General features: G+C 35.5%; 13 protein-coding genes. 8 read left to right on the top strand and 5 right to left on the bottom strand.

Annotation, left to right across the window (positions count from 1 at the left end; genetic code table 11):
• Positions 1-15: 15 nt before the first annotated feature.
• Genes galK through AAYQ19_RS11675 form a run of 4 tightly spaced genes read right to left on the bottom strand, consistent with a single transcriptional unit; the run spans position 16 to position 5,630 of the window.
• Positions 16-1,176, bottom strand: coding sequence for a galactokinase (galK, locus tag AAYQ19_RS11690; protein WP_343536460.1), 1,161 nt, complete (start codon positions 1,174-1,176; stop codon positions 16-18).
• Positions 1,176-3,524: a glycoside hydrolase family 2 protein gene (locus AAYQ19_RS11685; protein ID WP_343536459.1), complete on the bottom strand. Its 2,349-nt coding sequence runs from the start codon at positions 3,522-3,524 to the stop codon at positions 1,176-1,178. Before AAYQ19_RS11685 ends, galK begins: the two co-directional genes overlap by 1 nt.
• Before the next feature lie 10 nt (positions 3,525-3,534).
• The gene (locus AAYQ19_RS11680) at positions 3,535-4,572 is read right to left on the bottom strand and encodes a glycoside hydrolase family 53 protein (RefSeq protein WP_343536458.1); all 1,038 of its coding nucleotides are present in this window, start codon (positions 4,570-4,572) and stop codon (positions 3,535-3,537) included.
• 5 nt (positions 4,573-4,577) lie between these two features.
• A complete protein-coding gene (locus AAYQ19_RS11675) occupies positions 4,578-5,630 on the bottom strand; it encodes an aldose epimerase family protein (protein ID WP_343536457.1) in 1,053 nt (350 codons plus the stop codon).
• Positions 5,631-5,732: 102 nt separating this feature from the next.
• Here AAYQ19_RS11675 and AAYQ19_RS11670 point away from each other — a divergent pair, with 102 nt between their 5' ends.
• The 3 genes from AAYQ19_RS11670 to fsa all read left to right on the top strand — a co-directional run bounded on the left by AAYQ19_RS11670 (position 5,733) and on the right by fsa (position 9,718).
• Positions 5,733-6,731, top strand: a complete 999-nt coding sequence (locus tag AAYQ19_RS11670) for a GntR family transcriptional regulator (RefSeq protein ID WP_343536456.1) — start codon at positions 5,733-5,735, stop codon at positions 6,729-6,731.
• A 267-nt stretch (positions 6,732-6,998) separates the two neighbouring features.
• Positions 6,999-9,053, top strand: coding sequence for a transketolase family protein (locus tag AAYQ19_RS11665; protein WP_343536454.1), 2,055 nt, complete (start codon positions 6,999-7,001; stop codon positions 9,051-9,053).
• 8 nt (positions 9,054-9,061) lie between these two features.
• Complete coding sequence (fsa, locus tag AAYQ19_RS11660) at positions 9,062-9,718, top strand: fructose-6-phosphate aldolase (RefSeq protein WP_343536453.1); 657 nt, start codon at positions 9,062-9,064, stop codon at positions 9,716-9,718.
• A 536-nt stretch (positions 9,719-10,254) separates the two neighbouring features.
• Here the strand turns inward: fsa and AAYQ19_RS11655 are convergent.
• Positions 10,255-10,944 (bottom strand): NUDIX hydrolase, encoded by a 690-nt coding sequence (locus AAYQ19_RS11655; protein ID WP_343536452.1) that lies wholly within the window; start codon positions 10,942-10,944, stop codon positions 10,255-10,257.
• Between the two features lie 559 nt (positions 10,945-11,503).
• Here AAYQ19_RS11655 and AAYQ19_RS11650 point away from each other — a divergent pair.
• The 5 genes from AAYQ19_RS11650 (at position 11,504) to AAYQ19_RS11630 (ending at position 20,525) form a co-directional block, all read left to right on the top strand.
• Entirely contained in the window at positions 11,504-14,548 is a 3,045-nt protein-coding gene (locus AAYQ19_RS11650) for a SusC/RagA family TonB-linked outer membrane protein (RefSeq protein ID WP_343536451.1), read from the top strand.
• A gap of 30 nt (positions 14,549-14,578) precedes the next feature.
• Positions 14,579-16,141: a RagB/SusD family nutrient uptake outer membrane protein gene (locus AAYQ19_RS11645; RefSeq protein WP_343536449.1), complete on the top strand. Its 1,563-nt coding sequence runs from the start codon at positions 14,579-14,581 to the stop codon at positions 16,139-16,141.
• A 134-nt stretch (positions 16,142-16,275) separates the two neighbouring features.
• Entirely contained in the window at positions 16,276-17,286 is a 1,011-nt protein-coding gene (locus AAYQ19_RS11640) for an arabinan endo-1,5-alpha-L-arabinosidase (protein ID WP_343536448.1), read from the top strand.
• A gap of 57 nt (positions 17,287-17,343) precedes the next feature.
• On the top strand, positions 17,344-18,891 hold the full coding sequence (locus AAYQ19_RS11635) for an alpha-N-arabinofuranosidase (RefSeq protein WP_343536447.1): 1,548 nt from the start codon (positions 17,344-17,346) through the stop codon (positions 18,889-18,891).
• Positions 18,892-18,902: 11 nt separating this feature from the next.
• The gene (locus AAYQ19_RS11630) at positions 18,903-20,525 is read left to right on the top strand and encodes an arabinan endo-1,5-alpha-L-arabinosidase (protein WP_343536446.1); all 1,623 of its coding nucleotides are present in this window, start codon (positions 18,903-18,905) and stop codon (positions 20,523-20,525) included.
• Positions 20,526-20,560 lie beyond the last annotated feature (35 nt).

The raw sequence follows: 20,560 nt of genomic DNA, 5'->3' as shown, positions 1-20,560 counted from the left end.
AATGTTGTTGCGGTATTAAAGTAGTTGTGTTCCGTTTGAGATTTTTACATCATAGAATTTTAATTCAATTCCAAATGTATCTAAATAAAGGTTTGAAAATTTACGTTTTACCTCATTTTCATGTCCTTTTTTAATTAAATTTATGGTGCATCCACCAAAACCACCTCCCATTAAACGAGAACCAATTATTGCATCATCTGCTTTTGCAGTATCTACAAGCATATCAAGCTCTTCACAACTTACAGCATATTCTTGTGATAATCCGTAGTGCGTTTCAAAAAGCAATTGTCCTAAAAGTTCTATGTTTCCTTTGTCCAAAGCCTCGCAAGCTTTGATTACGCGGTTGATTTCTTTTACAACAAAATGAACTCTTTTAAAAACGGTTGGATCGATTTTATCTTGAATGCTCAAAAGCTGTTCTTCTTTGCAGTCTCTAAAAGTTTTTACTTCTGGGAAATTTTCTTTTATAATTGCAAGACCTTGTTCGCACTCGATTCTTCTTGTATTGTATTCAGATGTGAAAAGCGAATGCTTCACGTTGCTGTCCATTAAAATCAAAGAATAATCTTTGAAATCGGCATTGTGATATTCAAATTCCAATGTGTTGCAATCTAATTTGATCACTTTGTTATCAAGACCGTGAACACTTGAAAACTGATCCATAATACCGCAGTTGATTCCAACCCAGTGTTCTGCTTTTTGTCCTAATAATGCTATATCTTTCTTTTCAATTTTTAAGTCAAAAAGTGACGCAATTCCGAAAATCATTCCGCATTCTAAAGCTGCTGAAGAAGACAATCCAGAACCAACCGGAATGTTGCTGCTGAAAACACAGTTGAAACCTTCAAAAGCGAAACCATTATCCTGAAGTTGTTTAATAACGCCACGAATATAATTTGTCCAAACGGCATCGTTCAATTCGACTTTTTCAGTCAAATCGATTTCAAATTCTTCATTTAAATCAATTGCGATTACTTTCGATTTTTTGGTGTTGTTTTTCTCAAAAGCAAAACAAATTACTTTGTCAATTGCGGCAGGCAAAACGTAACCGTCATTATAATCGATATGCTCTCCAATGATGTTGATTCTTCCTGGAGAAAGTACAATTTTTTGAGGAGCAGACCCGAAAGTTTTCTCAAAAAACGCTGTCGTGTTTTGTATTAAAATCTCATTCATTATTTAGTAATTGTAATAGTATTTTCTTGTAATTTATTTGATGTTGCTTTTAGGACAATTTTCTTTTTTAAGTCTTTTGTTTTTAGAATAACGGTTGCAATTCCGGCTTCGGCTTGAACTGGATTTTGGCCAATGATTTCTGCATTTCCTTCGGTCAAAATAAATTTAACTTCATTTGTTGCATTTGGAATTACAGTTCCGTTTTTGTCTGTGATTTTGGCATAAACAAAAACCATATCTGGAAAATCAGGATTGATTTTTACCGAAGAAAGATCATAACTCAATTCAATTTTCGAAGCAGTTTCTGGCGTTTTTACACTGTTTGAAGCCACTTTTTTTCCGTTGATAAATCCTTCTGCGCGCAACGTTCCGGCTTTAAATTCGGCAACTTTAAAAATAAATGGCGCGTGTTCCAGTTTGTCGCTGTTGTTGTTGATAGTAGGTTTTTCTTTTGAAACCAAAACATCATTTAAGTACAAAGCCACTTCGTCGCAATTACTGTAAACCGTAATATTCAAAGGAGATTCTGGAGTCCACAAATTGGCAATATTAACCATTGCTCCAGAGAATAATTTTTTATCCAAAACCACATTTGCATCGCGCTGGCTTTGATAGAAATAGTATGCAAATTTTGGAATTCTGAAAATATCACTAATTCCAGAACTTTCAATATCCGGACTGTAACCGCGATTGTAATCAAACATCAGCCAGTTTGCTTCTCCAATTGTATTAGCACCTTTTCGGTTTGAGTTTGAAGCTTCTTGAAAATTGTAAGCTTGTTGTAATAAACGTTTTTCACCAGCGCCTCTTAATTGGCGAGATGTTCTTTCTTCTTCTTTTAAATTGGCAAATTCAGTTTGGTTGAAACCAGCATTTTGAGCATAATATTCCCAATCGCCATATTCAGCAATAAATATTTTGCGGTTTCCTTTGCTGTATTTTGTCCAATAATCGGGTGCTTTTGCGTGCTGACGCGCCGGAATGAACAAATCGTAGTTTTCATTGTCAATCCAACTTGCGCTGTAATTATGATCAAAAGGCAATTCTTCTTTTAAAACTTTTGTCGCCTCTTTCATGAATTCTGGAGACATGTTCGTTTCGTTTAGTGAAGCTTCCCAAAAAACAATACTTGCATGATTTCTATCTCTTCTCGCCATATCACGAATGTCTTGATAGGCATTTTTTTGAAATTCTTCTCCGCCAAAAAACTGCCAGCCCGTTAAGCTGTTCATCACTAAAATTCCCAATTCGTCGCAGGCATTTAAAAACGCTTCTGCATGCGGATAATGAGACATTCTCACGAATTCGAAACCCGCATTTTTAAGTTTTACAGCATCGCGATATTGTGCCTCGTCTGAAAGTGCATAACCTAAATAAGGATATTCTTGATGTTCGTTTGTTCCGGTGATATAGATTTTTTCGTCATTCAAATAATAACCGTCAGCTTTTAATTCTGATTTTCTGATTCCGATTTTCTCTGAATAGGCATCAACGATTTTATTTTCAGCAATTACCTGAACTTCCAATTTGTATAAATTCGGATTATGGATTGACCAAAGTTTTGGATTTTTAACCGAAATTTTTTGTGTCAACGTATAATCAGCATTTGATTTTACAGTGAAATTATCTGATTTGAATTCTAATTTTTTACCCGAATTATCCGTTAAAATAAACTTCAAAGAAGCCGTTTTATCACTTTCAAATTCATTCTTCAAATGCACTTGAACCGTTCCTGAAGCTTCAGTTTTAGAGATGTTGTTGAAATTTGCATAAATACCGCCGCTTGCTGTTTTATTAGCATTTACAGCATCCGTAATATGCAATTTTGAAGTCGTGATTAAATAGACATTTCTGTAAATGCCGCCATAATAATTAAAGTCCAAATCCTTTAAAGGTTTTCCCGGAAGGAAGTTCGGATTGTCTTCATTGTTGACTTTTACTTTGATGGTGTTTTCGTTATTTGCATTCAAATATGGTGTTGCATCAACAGTAAATGGCAAATAACCGCCTTTGTGATTCAGCACTTTTTTGTCGTTGATCCAAACATCAGCTTCTTGCATAACGCCTTCAAAATACAAGAAAGTCTTTTGATCTTTTGAAGCGTTTGTTTTGAATTTTTTCTGATACCAAGAAGTTCCCTGAAACTGTTTAATAACAACCAATTTCTCCAATCTTGCCGTATGCGGAATCGTTACTTTTTCCCAATCTGAAGTAGGAGTTTCTTCTCTTTTAAATTCCCAATCAGCACCAAAATTCACTTTTGTGCGTGATTGCGCCTGAATTTTTCCGAAAGAAAAAGTCAGAATAAATGATAAAAGAAAAAATATGTTTTTTGAAAAGATATTCATTTTGTAAAATTTAATTTTTAAAAGCATCCAATGCCGGCGAAGGTTTTCCATCCGAAAGCCAAGCATTTAATTGATAACCGCTCCAGCTTTTTTCGCCTTCTGGTTCCCAATAAATTACGCCTAAGCCTTTGTTATTTGGAACACTTTTAACCGCTTTTATTGTTGCCTCTAGAAGCTCTTTTGTATTTTGTACTAAAGTATAATCGCCTCCAACTTCAACAACCATAACTTCTTTATTGTATCTCGAAGCCATGTCTTTTAGATTGTTTTCTAAATCTAAAATCGTGCTTTTGTAATCGGTTTTGATCCAATAAGGGTAATACGACATTCCAATTACATCATATTTTACATTGTTTGCAGTGGCTTTATCAAAGAACCATCTGAATTTTTCGCTTTTGTTTCCTTCGTCAAGATGAACCACAACTTTTATTTTTGAATCGATTGCTTTTGTGGCATCATAACCTTTGTTAAGCAATTGTGCCAATTGACCAAAATTGTCTGTGCTTCCTTCCGGCCAAAGCATGCCACCCGGAATTTCATTTCCAACCTGAACCCATTCTGGAGTAACGCCCGCTTTTTTCAATAAACTCAAAACATCGTAAGTATGATTGTAAACATCGTTTAAAAGTTCAGCAAAAGAATGTTTTGCCCAAGCTGCAGGTTTGTTTTGTTTTCCTGGATCTGCCCATGAATCGCTGTAATGAAAATCAATCATAATGCGCATTCCCATTTTTTGTGCGCGAACTGCCATCACAACGGTTTCTTCCGGACTGCAGTGTCCGCTTGCTTTGTCATTTGAAGGATTTACCCAAACGCGCAAACGAATCGTGTTAATTCCTCTGTCTTTCAATAATTGAAGACAATCTTTTTCTTTTCCGTCTGCATCATAGAATTTATAACCTGTAGCTTCCATTTGTGGCAACCAGCCAACATCGGCTCCTTTTGCAAAACCTTTTTCTTCAGATTTTGCTTCCTTGTCTTTTGTTGTCGTGCACGAAGCAAAAACAACAACAGCAAAAAGGCTTACTATTAATTTGATCTTCTTCATAAATCTTATTTTACATTTTCAAATTTGTAAACTGTTTTTTGGTGGTATTCTTCTCCTTTTTTCAAAACTGAATTCGGGAAATGCGCTTGATTTGGAGCATCTGGAAAATTCTGCGTTTCAAAACAAATACCACTTGCAGGGTGGTAAACAGCGTCCTCTTTTCCTTTTAAAGTATTAAAGCAGTTTCCGCCTACATATATATGAACGCTTGGCTGATCGGTGTAAACGCTCATTTTCAATTTTGTTTTCGGACTGTATAATGTCGCCACAACATCATTTGAAGGTTCAATTACGAATGAATTGTCAATTGATGCTGGACAGTTTTTTGCTGTTCTAAAATCAAAATTATGACCAGAAACTTCAGTAAATTTTCCAGTTGGAATATTCTCTGAATTGGTTTCTAAAAATTTATCCGAAACAATAGTCATTTCCTGGTCCAAAACAGTCGAATCGTGACCATTCAAATTGAAATAACTGTGGTGAGTCAAGTTGATAACAGTATCTTCAGTTGTTGTCGCTTTGTATTCTAATTGCAATTCGTTTGCTTCTGTCAAAGTATATTTTAAATCAACATGCAAAGCGCCCGGATAATTTTGGTCTAAATTTTCGCTTAAAAGACTAAAAGTAATCGACGGATTTTCGCCTAAAGTGATATCAGAAACATTCCATGCTTTTTTTCCGAAACCAACATTTCCGCCATGCAAAGCATTTCCATTATTATTTCCTGCCAATTCAAATGTTTTTCCATTTAAAGAAAAAATACCTTTATTGATTCTTCCTGCATAACGTCCTACTGTTGTTCCAAAATAAGGCGCACTTGGCAAATTGTACGAAGCGATATATGATTCTAAAGTATCAAAACCTAAAACAACATCTACCAGTTTTCCATCAACAGGAATTTGCAATGAAGTGACCGTTGCGCCATAATTGATCAACTGTACTTTCATTCCGTTTTTGTTTGATAATTCAAAAGAGAGAATTTCTTCGTTATCAAGGGTTAAACCAAAAGATTTAAAGGCAGATGAATCTTGAATTTGCGATATATGTTTTATTTCCATGTTATTTTTGACAAAAGTGAAATCCAAAAATAGAAACATTTTACACGTTTACATACCAGTACCTACCAGTTTTTTGTATATTGCGCCAAAATTTGAATTTCTATGAATATCATTTCAATCCAGAATAACATTGGCTTGCCAAAATATAAGCAGATAATTCTTTCAATTGAAAAAGCGATTGATGAAGAAAAATTAGTGAAAGGCGATCGTCTTCCATCGGTAAATAAAGTTTGTTTGGCTTTTTCGTTATCGCGCGATACGGTTTTATTGGCGTATGACGAATTGAAAAAACGAGGCATTATTTACGCCATTCCGGGCAAAGGTTACTATGTAAAAAGCGTTGAAACTACTATAAAACAGAAGGTTTTTCTACTTTTTGATGAATTGAATATTTTCAAGGAAGACATTTATAATTCGTTTTTAAAGAATATCGGAAAAAATGTTCAGGTCGATATTTTCTTCCATCATTTCAATATTCAGGTTTTCCAAAAACTCATAAATGACAGCAATGGCAACTACACGAAATATATTATCATGCCTACCAATTTGCTCGATACGGCAACTTTTATAAAAACCCTACCAGTAAATGAAGTTATCATACTGGATCAAACCAATCCTGATTTGAAAGCGTATCCTGCGATTTACCAAAACCACGAAAAAGACATTTTTGAAGGTTTGTATAATGCCAAAGCAAGACTCAACAAATACAAAAAACTCATTTTAATTTTTCCAGGTTTTAGAGAACCGTTGGGGATGAAAATAGGCTTTGAGGCTTTTTGTTCACAATATAATTTTGAATATGAAATTATCAGTGAGTTTAAAAATCGAAATATTACCGAAGGCGATTTGTACATTACGCCAACGGATCGCGAATTGGTACATTTAATTGAAAGTGCCCGCAATCAAAACTTGAAATTAGGAACCGATTTCGGAATTATATCCTACAACGAAACACCTTTGAAAAAGATTGTTGCCAACGGAATTACGACTATTTCAACTCATTTTGAAACGATGGGAAAAATCCTGGCCGAAATGGTTTTAAAAGGAAAAAATGAACAAATCGAAAACAAGTCCTCTTTGATTATGCGTAACTCGCTGTAATTGATATAAAACAGTATTTTCTTCTTCTTGTAAACTATCTGTCAGTCAAATTTCTTTTTGCTTGACAAATCATCATTTTTTTAATTAAAAAAATAAGGAAACAATTTTTTTGTTTTTGTGGAATTATTTTACATACATTTGTAAATGTAAATTTTACACTTATTATTTGTTTCATTCTGTAGGAAAGATTTCTGTCTGATATTCAATGAAAACGAATTAAAAACCACAAATAACCAAACTCAATACCTTTCAATTTAGAAATTAAAAATGAACAAGAAAATAGATCAATTAGCAGCAGATAATATAAGAGCTTTAGCCATTTCAATGGTGGAGAAAGCAAAATCAGGCCATCCCGGAGGAGCGATGGGCGGTGCAGATTTCATGCATATTTTATATACCGAATATTTAAAATATGATCCGAGTGATATGCATTGGATTTTTAGAGACCGATTTTTTATGGATGCGGGACACCTTTCAGCGTTGATGTATGCACAATATCATTTACTTGGAAATTTTGAAAAAACCGATTTGGAGAATTTCAGACAATGGGGTTCGGTTACGCCAGGACATCCAGAAATTGATGTAAAAAGAGGAATCGAAAATACTTCTGGGCCATTAGGGCAAGGACACGCAATGGGAGTTGGAGCAGCAATTGCAGCTAAATTTTTATCCGCTAGATTTGATAATTTATTTGATCATAAAATTTATGGTTTTATAACTGACGGAGGAGTTCAGGAAGAAATTTCGCAAGGAGCAGGCCGTATTGCTGGACATTTGGGATTGAACAATTTTATTATGTTTTATGATTCAAATGATGTGCAATTGTCTTCGATGACAGATGAGGTTACCAATGAAGATACCGCAATGAAATACGAATCATGGGGATGGAAAGTCATTACAATTGACGGACATAATCATGATGCAATACGCTCAGCATTGGATGCTGCAAATGCTGAAAAAGAAAAACCAACGTTGATTATTGGAAGAACAATAATGGGCAAAGGTTGTGTTACGGTTGATGGAGCAATGTATGAAGGACAATGTGAATTGCATGGAAAACCAATCAGTGGCACAAAAGCAAATTTTGAAAAAACACTTTTAAATTTAGGCGCAAATCCAGAAGATGCTTTTGCGGTTTACAAAGATGTTGCTGATTTCTACAAAAATGTTTTGGCTGACAAAACAGCAAAAGCTGCGGAAAGTAAAGCAAAATTCTCAGCTTGGGAAAATCAAAATCCGGAACTGGCAAAAAAGGTAAAACAGTTTTTTAACGGTGATTTACCAAATTTAGATTTTGGCTCTATTGCTCAAAAAGCGAATGCAGCAACACGCGATGCTTCGGCAGCGGTTTTAGGATATTTGGCTGAAAATGTAGAGAATATGATCGTTTCTTCTGCCGATTTATCAAACAGTGACAAGACAGATGGTTTCTTGAAAAAATCATCAGTTTTACAAAAAGATAATTTCAAAGGAGGCTTTTTACAAGCCGGAGTTGCAGAGTTGACAATGGCTACAATTGCAAACGGAATCGCATTGCATGGTGGTGTTATTCCAGTTGTGGCTACGTTTTTTGTTTTTTCAGATTATATGAAACCTGCAATTCGTTTATCTGCAATTCAGGAACTTCCGGTAAAATATGTTTGGACGCATGATTCTTTCCGCGTAGGTGAAGACGGACCAACGCATCAGCCAATCGAGCAAGAAGCTCAGATTCGATTATTGGAAAAAATCAAAAATCATTCCGGTGATCAAAGTTTTGTTGCACTGCGCCCTGCAGATGCAATTGAAACTTCTGTAGCTTGGCAAATGGCACTTGAAAACAAGAAAACGCCAACCGGACTTATTCTTTCTAGACAAGATATTAAAGATCTTCCAACAAATGGAAATTCAAGATTTGAAGATGCTTTACAAGCTCAAAAAGGAGGTTATTTGGTAAAATCAGTAGCAAATCCGGATATTACTTTAATCGCAAATGGTTCTGAAGTAGCGACACTTATTGAAGCTGCAGGTGAATTGGAACAAACTATCAACATAAAAATTAATGTGGCTTCGATTATTTCTGAAGGGCTTTTCAGATCACAATCAAAACAATATCAAGAAAGTGTAATTCCGAATGACGGATTGGTATTTGGCCTTACAGCGGGACTTCCGGTAAATCTGGAAAATCTTGCTGGAAGAAACGGAAAAGTTTTTGGTTTGGAGCATTTTGGATACTCAGCGCCAGCATCAGTTTTAGATCAAAAATTCGGATTTACCAGCAAAAATGCCTGCGAGGAAATCATCAAATATTTAAAAGAAAATAATTATAACGTAGCAAAATAAAAGTCAAAATGAAATTTTTTATAGACACAGCAAATTTAAAAGATATTAAAGAAGCCAATGATTTAGGGGTTTTAGATGGTGTAACCACAAATCCGTCATTGATGGCAAAAGAAGGAATTACAGGAGCTCAGAATATTTTAGATCATTATGTGAAAATCTGCGAATTGGTAGATGGTGATGTAAGTGCTGAGGTAATTTCGACAGATTTTGAAGGAATGATTGCAGAAGGTGAAAAATTAGCGGCATTGCATCCTCAGATCGTGGTTAAAATTCCGATGATAAAAGATGGTGTAAAAGCAATCAAATATTTTTCGAGTAAAGGAATTAGAACCAATTGTACTTTGGTGTTTTCATCTGGTCAAGCTTTATTGGCGGCAAAAGCTGGAGCAACTTATGTTTCTCCGTTTATCGGGCGTTTGGATGACGTTTCGACTGACGGAATGAATCTTATTGAAGAAATCAGATTGATTTATGACAACTTCGGATTTGAAACTCAGATTCTTGCAGCTTCAGTTCGAAATGTAATGCACATTATCAATTGTGCAAAAATCGGATCTGATGTTATTACGGGACCATTAAGCGCGATTGAAGGTTTGTTGAAACATCCGTTGACTGATATTGGTTTAGCACAATTTTTAGCAGATTACCAAAAAGGGAATAGCTAAATTTTTTGCCCACAGATTTTACTGATAAAACGGATTCACACCGATGATTTGTTTTGTAAAAAAAAGCTCCCGCAGATTCGGCAGATTTTGCAGAAAAAAATCCCTTGAATCTGCTAAATCTGCGAGAGACTTAACTTATATCACGAGTTGTTTTTAATATAAAAAACCAGTGAAAACCTGTTTCATCCGTATAATCCGTGGGCCATTTAAAAAGAAAAATTTGTTTAGTTTTTTAATAGTAGTTTTATTGAAGTAAAAACCCTGAAAGTTTGTGGCTTTCAGGGTTTTGTTTTTTTTTAAGGCACGCTGATGACGCGGATCAAACGGATTGCTACAGATTGATTTGTTTAGCGGATTTAGCAGAAAAAAAATCCCTTAAATCTGCTGGATCTGCGAGAGATTTTTGAAGTTTTATCAAATAAAAAACCCTGAAAATAATTTTTTCAAGGCTTTGTTTTTTATAGCGATTTACAGATTTGGATTTAAAAATAATCAGTGTAAATCCGTTTTTATCCGCAAAATCCGTGGGCCAATCATTAAAGATTCAGAACAAAATCGTTGAGTAATTTTTCTTCATATTTCTCTTTGTTGAAAGTATACAGATAAGAACCTTTTCGAGAAGATCCCATATCTTTTTCGTCCAGTTTGTTCAAGATTTCCAACGAATTGATTTTGCTGATAAAATTTCTCTTGTCCAATTCTTTGCTCAAAATGGCTTCATACAATTCTAATAATTGACGCATAGTGAATTTTTCAGGAAGCAATTCGAATCCGATTGGTTTAATCGAAGTTCTGTAGCGCAACCTTCTGATGGCGTGTTCTACCATTTCATTGTGGTCAAAAATCAAATTTGGAGCGTCGGTTACGCTAAACCACTGTGCGTGGTAATTTTTGATCAGTTCTGCATTATGGTTTTCGATGTTAATCAAAGCATAATAAGAAACTGAAATCGTTCTTTCGACAGGGTCACGATCAATTTCAGAGTAGGCATAAAGCTGCTCCATGTAAATGTCGTTTAAACCTGTATATGTATTTAAAATTCTAATCGCGGCATTGTCCAGTACTTCGTCACGTTTTAAAAATCCTCCAATCAACGACCATTTGCCTTTTTCTGGCTCAAAGTCCCTTTTGATTAAAAGTATTTTCAATCCTTCATTGTCGAAACCAAAAATGATACAATCTACTGCTAATAATACTTTATCGGCAGAGCTATAACTGTTTAGCATAAAATCAATATTTTGATGGTAAATATATAAACTTCCTAATACGTTTCATAATTTATTAATGTAGATTTTACACTTAAAGCAAAAAATTATCAAAAAAAGAAGTTAAAAAAATGGAGGCGAATCTTAAATCTGACGATTGTTTTGTCATTTTCAAACGTTTTCGAAAAAAAATAAACTCTTTTTTTTGAAATAAAGGCAATTTCATATAAAAAAAGCGATCTCATAAACAAGATTTTATTTACAAATTAAATTTTTCTTAACCTTCAAATTATTCTAAAACAGCCTATTTATAAATTTTTTTCAAAAGCCATTTTTTTGCTTAAAAAGAAGCTTTTTGATAAAAAGTGTATATTTTACACAAATAACTTTCAAAAAAGACCTTTTTTTTGAAAAAAACACTGATTTATTAATGTATATTTTACACTTAATTTATGATATATATTTTTTTTCAGCGTTTTTTTTATGATATTAATTTGTTTTTGAGGTTTTTTTTTAGTTAAATTTACAAATGTAAAATTAACACTTATAATTATTACACTAACCAACTTAATTAAACAATATGATAACAAACCAACGATTATTTTTTTATTGCAACTTTTTGTTGCCAAAAAAAGAATGGATTTTAGCATTAGTAATGCTGCTTTTCTCTGTTAATCAAATGTCGGCTCAAGGCAAAACGATTAGCGGAGTTGTTACCTCGGCTCAGGACAAACTGCCTTTGCCGGGTGTTAATATTATGATAAAAGGAACCAAGACTGTTACCACCACCGGTTTTGATGGAGAGTATTCAATTAAAGCATCTCCAAATGATGTTTTAGTTTTTTCATTTATAGGATTTCAGAATAAAGAAATCACAATAGGAAATCAATCAAAAATTGACCTTGAATTAGGAGAGGATACAAATAAACTTAATGAAGTAGTTGTTGTAGGATACGGTACACAAAAGAAAGGAGATCTTACTGGTTCTATTGGTGTAGTTGATATGGAAGCTGCTAAGAAAACAGTAACTTACGATCCAGCTAAAATGCTTCAAGGACAAGTTGCGGGTGTAACTGTACAATCATCTGGAGAGCCAGGAGGATTTGTAAATGTGAAAATTAGAGGGATCAACTCGTTCACAAACAACAACCCTCTTTTTGTTATCGACGGTATGATTGTGGCTAGCCCTAATGATTTTGCTCCAGGAGATATTGAGTCGATGCAGGTTTTAAAAGATGCATCTGCAGCGGCTATTTATGGAGTTCAAGGAGCAAACGGGGTTGTAATTATTACAACTAAAAAAGGAAAAAGCGGCAAACTGGACATTAAATACAAGTCACTTGTAGGTTTTCAAAATGTAGCTAAAACTTGGGATGTAACAGATCGTGTGGGTTATCAAAAAATCACATCGGCGGCGGAATTAAATGCTGGATTAGGAATTGCGCCTGGAAATGATCCAAACAGCCCTTCTTACATTAAAAATGTAGATACAAATTGGCAAAAAGAAGCTTTTAAGACAGGTCTTGTTCAAAATCACTCGCTTACTTTTAGTGGAGGAGCTGAAACTTTAGGCTATAACTTAAATACTGATTATTTCAAGAATACAAGTTATTTGAATTCGCCTCAAGATTATGAAAGATATTCTATGAACTTGAATTTATATGGTAAAAAAGGAAAATTCAAATACGGTTCAAAAATTGGATATACAAAATCTGGTAAAGAAAACTTTAATGAATATAATGGAGGAGAATCTGCAATTGTGGATTTATTAGGAGCTGTTCCAACAATGCCGGTTTATGATCCAAACAGACTTGGAGGATACGGTGGAACTGACAACTTAACTCAGAGAGCGATTTCGATGAACGTAATCGGGTACAATAACTTGATTACAAATAATGGACAAAGAAGCCGTTTCATTGGAGACATTTGGGGAGAACTTGAAATTATCAAAGGCTTGAAATATAAATTAGATTTAAGCTACGATAGATTAGATTTTCAAAACAGAAAATTCATTCCGCCAAGTGATTTAGGATGGTACTATATTACTACAAATGATGAGGCTTCTTTAGATGTTGACAACGGAAACCAACAAAGAACATTCGTAAACAACTTATTGACTTACGAAATTACTTTGAACAAACACAAAATCGACGCTTTAGCTGGATGGATCCAAGAAAGAAATGATTATTATAGACATTGGTCAAGAGGTGTTGGATATACTCCAGGTGAAATCAGCCAAATTCAATATGCTGATGCTACAAGCGCTGGTGAATACAAAAACACGCTTACAAATATTTCATACTTAAGCCGTTTGAACTATTCTTATGATGATCGTTATTTTGTTACAGGAAACTTCAGACAAGATAAAACATCACTTTTCAGTGAAGATAACAATACAGCAAATTTCTATTCTTTCTCAGGAGCTTGGAAATTAAGCAACGAAAAATTCATCCACCTACCAGATTGGTTTAACACAATCAAATTAAGAGGAGGTTATGGAGAATTAGGAAACAATACACTTGGAGTTTATGCTTATTCACCAACGATCAATGCTTTTGCTGGATATGATTTCAATAATGCTTTAGCTCCTGGAACAACAGTAGTTAGTGCTATTGACCCGAATGTTCACTGGGAAAAAACAGCTACATCTAACGTTGCAGTTGAGCTTGGATTCTTAGATAATGATTTGCAAATTACTGCTGAGTACTATCAAAAAAAATCAACAGATTTATTGATTGGAGTTCCATTGCCATATTCAACTGGAGCATTCCCAGCAAGTATTACAACAAATGCAGGTGCTGTTAAAAATAGCGGTTTCGAATTTACAGCAACGTACAACAACAATCACCACGAATTTAAATACAATATTTCGGCAAACTTAGGAACCTTGAAAAATAAGGTTTTACAAATTGGTCTTGACGGAAATCCAATTTACGGAGCTGCTTCAAAAACAGAAGTGGGAAGATCTATCGGAGAACTTTATACATATCAAGTTGCTGGAATTTTCCAAAATGCAGCAGATTTAGCTTCATCACCAACTCAAACAAATGCAGGTGTTGGAGATCTTAAATTCGCTGATTTAAATGGTGACGGCCAGATAACAGATGCGGATAGAAAGTTTATGGGAGTTTCAATTCCAAAATACAGCTACGGAATCAATTTTGGTGCAAATTATAAAAATTGGGATTTCTCTATGTTCTGGCAAGGTTCAGGAGGAAACAAAGTATTCAACGGATTGTATCGTAATTTAATGACAGAGCAATATGGAAATCATAGTGTTGATGCATTAAACTACTGGACTCCAACAAATACAAATACAAACGTTCCTCGTCCAATTATTGGAGATCCAAACGGAAACGCAAGAGATTCTGACAGATTTATCGAAAGCGGTGATTATATCAAATTGCAGACATTGGAAATTGGATATTCAATTCCAATGCCAAAGGATTTGTTTATTCAAAGAGCGAAAGTATATGTAAATGGTCAAAACTTATGGATCATCAGCAAATACAGAGGTTACGATCCAGATTTTAATTACAATGACGGATTATTTTCTAGAGGATATGATGCTGGATCATTCCCAAACCCAAGAACAATTTCTATGGGTGTTGAAGTAACTTTTTAATCTATCCTAACCAATTAAAAACGAATTAAAATGAAATATAAAGTATTTAATTATATAACAGTTTTCTTTTCATTAGCGCTTGTAACTACAAGCTGCGTTGATAATGAAGACTTGAACCAAGTGGATCCTAACGTTGAAACTGCAGGTTCATTTTGGAAAACAGATCAAGATGCAATCGAAGGAGTAAATGCCGCTTATGGAAGTTTGCTTACAGATGGAACTTATATGAGAAGCACGCCACTGCTTTTGGATTTAAAAGGTGACGATACTCGCAGTAACAGCCCTTGGGGAGCGATGTACAATGTAGGTCGTTTCAACTCAAACCCAACAGATCCTGCAATTTATGGCTGGGCTTTTGAAACCTATTATCAAGGAATTTATCGTGCAAACCAAGTTTTGACAAATGTTCCAGAAATACAATTTGAGGATGCGGAACTTAAAAAAAGAATTTTAGGTCAGGCTTATTTTTTAAGAGGTTTATATTTCTTCCACGCGGTAAACATGTTTAAAAATGTTCCGTTGCCAACAGAAATTAAACTTTACACGCCACAAAAAACTCAGGAAGAAGGATGGGCGCAAGTTATCGCTGACTTTAAAGCGGCTGCTGAATTATTGCCAACTAGTTATGATGCTGTAACAGGTTTAGATAAAGGTCAAAAAGGGCGTGCTACAAAAGGTGCAGCTCTTGGATACTTAGGAAAAGCATATTTGTTTACTAAAGATTTTGCCAATGCAAAAACAACGTTCAAGCAAGTAATTGACTTAGGAGTTTACTCTTTAGTTTCAAACTATCGCGACAACTTTACAACAGCAAATGAAAACAATTCTGAGTCTCTTTTTGAAGTACAATTCAGTAGAGATGCTGGTGGAGTAGATTTAGGATGGGGCGGTGCACCAGCTTCAGGTTGGGGGAAAACATCGGCACGTGCTATTACATATGCACCAAGAGCATTTGGATGGACAGACGTTCAACCTTCATGGGCATTATTTAATGAATATCAACAAGAAAAAACAAAAACAGGAGCTGTTGATCCTCGTTTAGATGCGACGATTTTTTACAACAAACCAGGCGGAATGCAATTATACGGTAAAGATTTTGCCACTTTTTATGCAACAAGCCCAGCAGATTTAAATGATATTTTCTGCAGAAAATACCAAAATTCAGATGGCCAGTTTGCTGATGAATACGATTGGAGATCAGGAATCAATGAGCGTTTATTAAGATATGCAGATATTCTTTTAATGTATGCAGAATGTTTAAACGAAACAGGAGATACTCCAGGAGCTTACACTTATATTCAAATGGTAAGAAACAGAGTGAATTTGCCTGATTTAGCAACTGCAAAACCAGGATTGACTCAAGCACAAATGAGAGATCAGATTGGTCACGAAAGATTCTTAGAATTCCCTCTTGAAGGACACCGTTTTGACGACATTCGCCGTTGGGGATGGTTGCAAGACGCTACTAAATTGGCTTGGCTGAAAACAAGAGATGCAGAGTTCAATTCATACGCGGCAGGAAGAGAATATTTCCCAATTCCGCAGTTGGAAATGGATAACAATCCAGGTACAAAACAAAACGACAGTTATTAATATTTATTTTGAATTAGTTAGAATACCTAATATCATATGGCAGGTTGAAAAAAATCTGCCATGTGATATTCTCTTTAAAAGAGAATGAGATTATAGAGAGATTAAATTATTAACATTTACTAAAATTATTACAAATGAAAACAATAGCAAGTTTGGTTTTATTAGCATTATTATTAGGAAGTTGTCAAAATGAAGATACTATAATCCCTTCGAATGATGAGGCATCTGCAACAGTAGAAACTCAAAATTCTCAGGTAAAAAATTTAACAGCAAAAACGGTCAGCGGAAATGTTCCTTCGCATGATCCAAGCACAATAGTAAAAAGCGGTGTGAATTATTATGTTTTCACAACAGGAGATAATATTCCAATGACCTATTCAACAAATTTGACAAGCTGGACTTGGGGAACATCAGTGTTTTCTTCAACGCCAAGTTGGATTGCAGGATATGTACCGGGTTTTACAAAAACATTTTGGGCGCCAGATGTTGCGTGGTTTAACAATCGTTGGAACATGTATTATTCTTGTTCGACTTTTGGATCAGCGACTTCTGCCATTGGATTGGTAACTACACCAGCAATTTCTCAAAGCGCAGGAACAACCTGGACAGATAGAGGAGTTGTAGTTTCTTCTTCAACGGCGTCAGATGTAAATGCAATCGATCCTTCAATTTTAGTTGACGGAAGCAATGTTTACATGGCTTATGGTTCTTGGCATGCTGGTATTGGAGTCATCCAAATTAATCCTTCAACAGGAAAAACAACAGGAAGCAAAACCATTGTTGCAGGAGGAAACAGCGCATCTTGGGAAGCGCCTTGTTTGATAAAAGAAGGAAGTTATTACTATCTATTTGTAAACAGAGGTACTTGCTGTAACGGCGTAAATAGTACTTATTATATTGTTGTAGGTCGTTCAACAAGTCCTTTTGGTCCTTTTGTGGACAAAAACGGGGTATCTTTAAAAAGCGGTGGCGGTACAACGGTTTTGGCAACTCAAGGAAATTATATTGGTCCAGGACATTTATCAAGAATTACCGGAACCCAAAAAGGGTCTGTTCATTATTATGACGGAGCCGATAGCGGAAATCCAAAACTAGAAATTGTATATTTTACATGGTCATCAGGATGGCCTACACTTTCTTATTAATTTTAATATTTAGAGGAAAGCCTCAAAACTTTCCTCTTTATAAACTTATAAAACATTATGAAAAAAGCACTTTTAATCACATTTCTTATTACCCTTTGTAATCAGGTTAGTTTTGCCCAAAATCAAACCACAGTTGTAACCATAAAAAATAATGCTGATGCTCCAGTGATCAACAAAAACATTTACGGACATTTTGCTGAACACTTAGGACGCTGTATCTACGGCGGATTTTTTGTTGGAGATACTTCAAAAATACCAAACACAAACGGAGTTAGAAACGACATTATTACTGCTTTAAAAGATTTAAAAATTCCGAATTTAAGATGGCCGGGAGGTTGTTTTGCCGATACGTACCATTGGAAAGACGGAATTGGACCAAAAGAACAAAGACCAACAATTGTAAACAAATGGTGGGGTGGCGTTACAGAAGATAACAGTTTTGGAACACACGATTTCCTGAATATGTGTGAGCTTCTTGGGGCTGAACCGTATTTGTCTGGAAATGTTGGAAGCGGAACAGTTCAGGAATTAGCTGACTGGGTTCAGTACACCAATTTTGGAGGCAAAAGTCCAATGAGCGACTTGCGTCAAAAAAATGGAAGAAAAGAACCTTGGAAAGTTAAATTCTGGGGAATTGGAAATGAAGCTTGGGGTTGTGGAGGAAATATGACTGCTGAATACTACGCAGGTGAATACCGCAAATTTGCAACGTTCATGTCAGACTGGGAAAATACAGGCGGACTTACTCGTATTGCATCTGGTTCAAACAGCGCTGATTACAATTGGACAGAAGTCTTAATGAAAAACATTCCAATCAATATGTTGGGCGGTCTTGGAGTTCATCATTACGCTGTAATTGAATGGGCTAAAAAAGGCGATGACAGAGATTTTACTGAAGAAGGTTATTTCAAAACGATGAAATCGGCTTTGAAAATGGAAGAATTGGTTACAAAACATGCTGCTATTATGGATAAATATGATCCACAGAAAAAAGTAGCCATGATTGTTGATGAATGGGGTGGATGGTATGAAGTTGAAAAAGGAACAAATCCAGGATTTTTATATCAGCAAAATACAATGAGAGACGCAGTTTTGGCTGGAGCAACGCTGAATATTTTCAACAACCATGCAGACCGTGTTCGTATGGCAAACTTAGCACAATGTGTAAATGTTTTGCAAGCAGTTATTTTAACAGACAAAGCAAAAATGATTACAACGCCGACGTATCATGTAATGAAAATGTACAGCGTACACCAAGATGCAAAATTATTGCCTGTAAGTTTCCAATCGCCATTATACACATTTAATGGAGAAACGCTTCCTGCTGTATCAGTTTCAGCTTCAAAAGATAAAAGCGGTGCAGTCCATATTTCTTTAGTAAATGTTGATGCTAAAAACAAAAACAAAATTGAAATTGATGTAAACGATCTTGGAGTTAAAAATTTCACAGGAACAGTTATCACATCAGCTAAATTACAAGATTACAATTCATTCGATACGCCAAACAAAATTGTTCCAACAGTTTTTAAAGGTTTCGAAAACAAAAAAGGAAAACTTGAAATCACAATTCCTCCTTTCTCAGTTGTTGTTTTAGAAGGAAAATAAAAAGATAAAACATGAAAAAATCGAATTCCATTCTAAAAATGGGTTCTTTTATAGGAGCATTTTTAGGAGCGTTATTGGTGATTGGCTGTTCAAGCGATAGTCCAGATGCCCCTGTAACTCCTGATCCAGACCCGGTACCGCCCGTTGTGACAACACCTGCTTTTCCGGGGCCAACATACGCAGATAATTACACTTCGATCTCATCTTGGGGAAACAGAACACAATGGAATTTGGCTAACGTTCACGACCCAACTGTTGAAAAATCGGGAGAATATTATTATATGTACCAAACCGATGCTTCATATGGAAATGCGCACGATGGAAACGGGCATTTCTTTTACAGAAGATCAAAAGATTTAATCAATTGGGAATTCATGGGATCATCTATGACTACAGCTCCGGCTTGGGTTAAGGATTCTTTGAACAATAAAAGAGCAAGAATGAATCCGGCTCTTCCTCCAATTACAAATCCGAGTTACGGTTATTGGGCGCCTTGCGTTCGTAAAGTTGGAAACAAATTCAGAATGTATTACAGCATTGTGGTTACCAACCCAATTACAGGAACAGACACCAATACTTCTTGGTCAGAACGCGCTTTTATTGGTTTGGCCGAAACAGATGATTTGGCTTCAAATAATTGGGTAGACAAAGGGATGGTAGTTTGTTCTGAACCTGATGGCGTAAAAAGTTATGTTCGAAATGGAGCAAACGATTGGGATGCTTATTTTAAATTCAATGCCATCGATCCGAGTTTTATTCAAACTCCCGAAGGCGATCAATATTTAATTTATGGTTCTTGGCATACCGGAATTGCAGCTTTAAAACTAGATCCTGCAACAGGAAAACCATATCAATTAAAAACCATCGACGATTACGGAACTCGAATTGCAGGTCGCGGAAACATCAGTACAAACCGTTGGCAAGCACTTGAAGGACCAGAAATCATTTACAATCCAGACACACAATATTACTATTTGTTTTTGGCTTATGATGAATTGTCTGTTGCGTACAATACACGTGTCGCACGTTCAAAAAGCATTTTAGGGCCTTATTTAACCATCAGCGGAAGTAGTATTACAAATGGTGCAGAATGTTATCCAATGGTAACGCATCCATATCAATTTAAAAATCATACGGGCTGGGTTGGATTCTCGCATTGCGCTGTTTTCCAAAATCCAGATACAAAACAATGGTACTATGCTTCTCAGGCGCGTTTGCCTGAAGGTGTTGCAGGAATTGCAGTTTCAAATGCGGTTATGATGGGACATGTTCGTGCCATTCAATGGACAGAAGACGGATGGCCAGTTGTTGAGGCTGAGCGCTACGCAGGAGTTCCAGCAACGACAATTACCGAGGCAAGTTTTATTGGAACTTGGGAACAAATCACACTGAATTACCAATACAAAACCATGCAGAAAGCAGGAACAATTTATTTGACTGCCGACAAAAAAGTAAGCGGAGACGCGACAGGAACTTGGTCATACGACAGCACTAAAAAAGTCTTGACAGTTAATGGCGTAAAATGCAATGTTTCTGATGCTTGGGATTGGGAATTATCAACCAGAAAAGTGACCTTGAGTTATTCTGGATATACCGCTTCAGGATTGCCTGTTTGGGGTAAAAAAGTAAATTAAAAAATCAATAAGCCCTTTCTTGTTTAGGAAGGGCT

The organism is Flavobacterium mesophilum, assembly GCF_039581405.1.
Taxonomy (GTDB): Bacteria; Bacteroidota; Bacteroidia; order Flavobacteriales; family Flavobacteriaceae; genus Flavobacterium.
Note: the sequence above shows the minus strand (reverse complement) of the source record. Positions and strands in the feature narration are given on the sequence as shown.

Coding starts and splice junctions, on each gene's coding strand:
- AAYQ19_RS11675 (WP_343536457.1), bottom strand. CDS start 5,630: ATGGAAATAAAACATATATCGCAAATTCAAGATTCATCTGCCTTTAAA.
- AAYQ19_RS11680 (WP_343536458.1), bottom strand. CDS start 4,572: ATGAAGAAGATCAAATTAATAGTAAGCCTTTTTGCTGTTGTTGTTTTT.
- galK (WP_343536460.1), bottom strand. CDS start 1,176: ATGAATGAGATTTTAATACAAAACACGACAGCGTTTTTTGAGAAAACT.
- AAYQ19_RS11655 (WP_343536452.1), bottom strand. CDS start 10,944: ATGCTAAACAGTTATAGCTCTGCCGATAAAGTATTATTAGCAGTAGAT.
- AAYQ19_RS11640 (WP_343536448.1), top strand. CDS start 16,276: ATGAAAACAATAGCAAGTTTGGTTTTATTAGCATTATTATTAGGAAGT.
- AAYQ19_RS11650 (WP_343536451.1), top strand. CDS start 11,504: ATGATAACAAACCAACGATTATTTTTTTATTGCAACTTTTTGTTGCCA.
- AAYQ19_RS11670 (WP_343536456.1), top strand. CDS start 5,733: ATGAATATCATTTCAATCCAGAATAACATTGGCTTGCCAAAATATAAG.
- AAYQ19_RS11630 (WP_343536446.1), top strand. CDS start 18,903: ATGAAAAAATCGAATTCCATTCTAAAAATGGGTTCTTTTATAGGAGCA.
- fsa (WP_343536453.1), top strand. CDS start 9,062: ATGAAATTTTTTATAGACACAGCAAATTTAAAAGATATTAAAGAAGCC.
- AAYQ19_RS11685 (WP_343536459.1), bottom strand. CDS start 3,524: ATGAATATCTTTTCAAAAAACATATTTTTTCTTTTATCATTTATTCTG.
- AAYQ19_RS11665 (WP_343536454.1), top strand. CDS start 6,999: ATGAACAAGAAAATAGATCAATTAGCAGCAGATAATATAAGAGCTTTA.
- AAYQ19_RS11635 (WP_343536447.1), top strand. CDS start 17,344: ATGAAAAAAGCACTTTTAATCACATTTCTTATTACCCTTTGTAATCAG.
- AAYQ19_RS11645 (WP_343536449.1), top strand. CDS start 14,579: ATGAAATATAAAGTATTTAATTATATAACAGTTTTCTTTTCATTAGCG.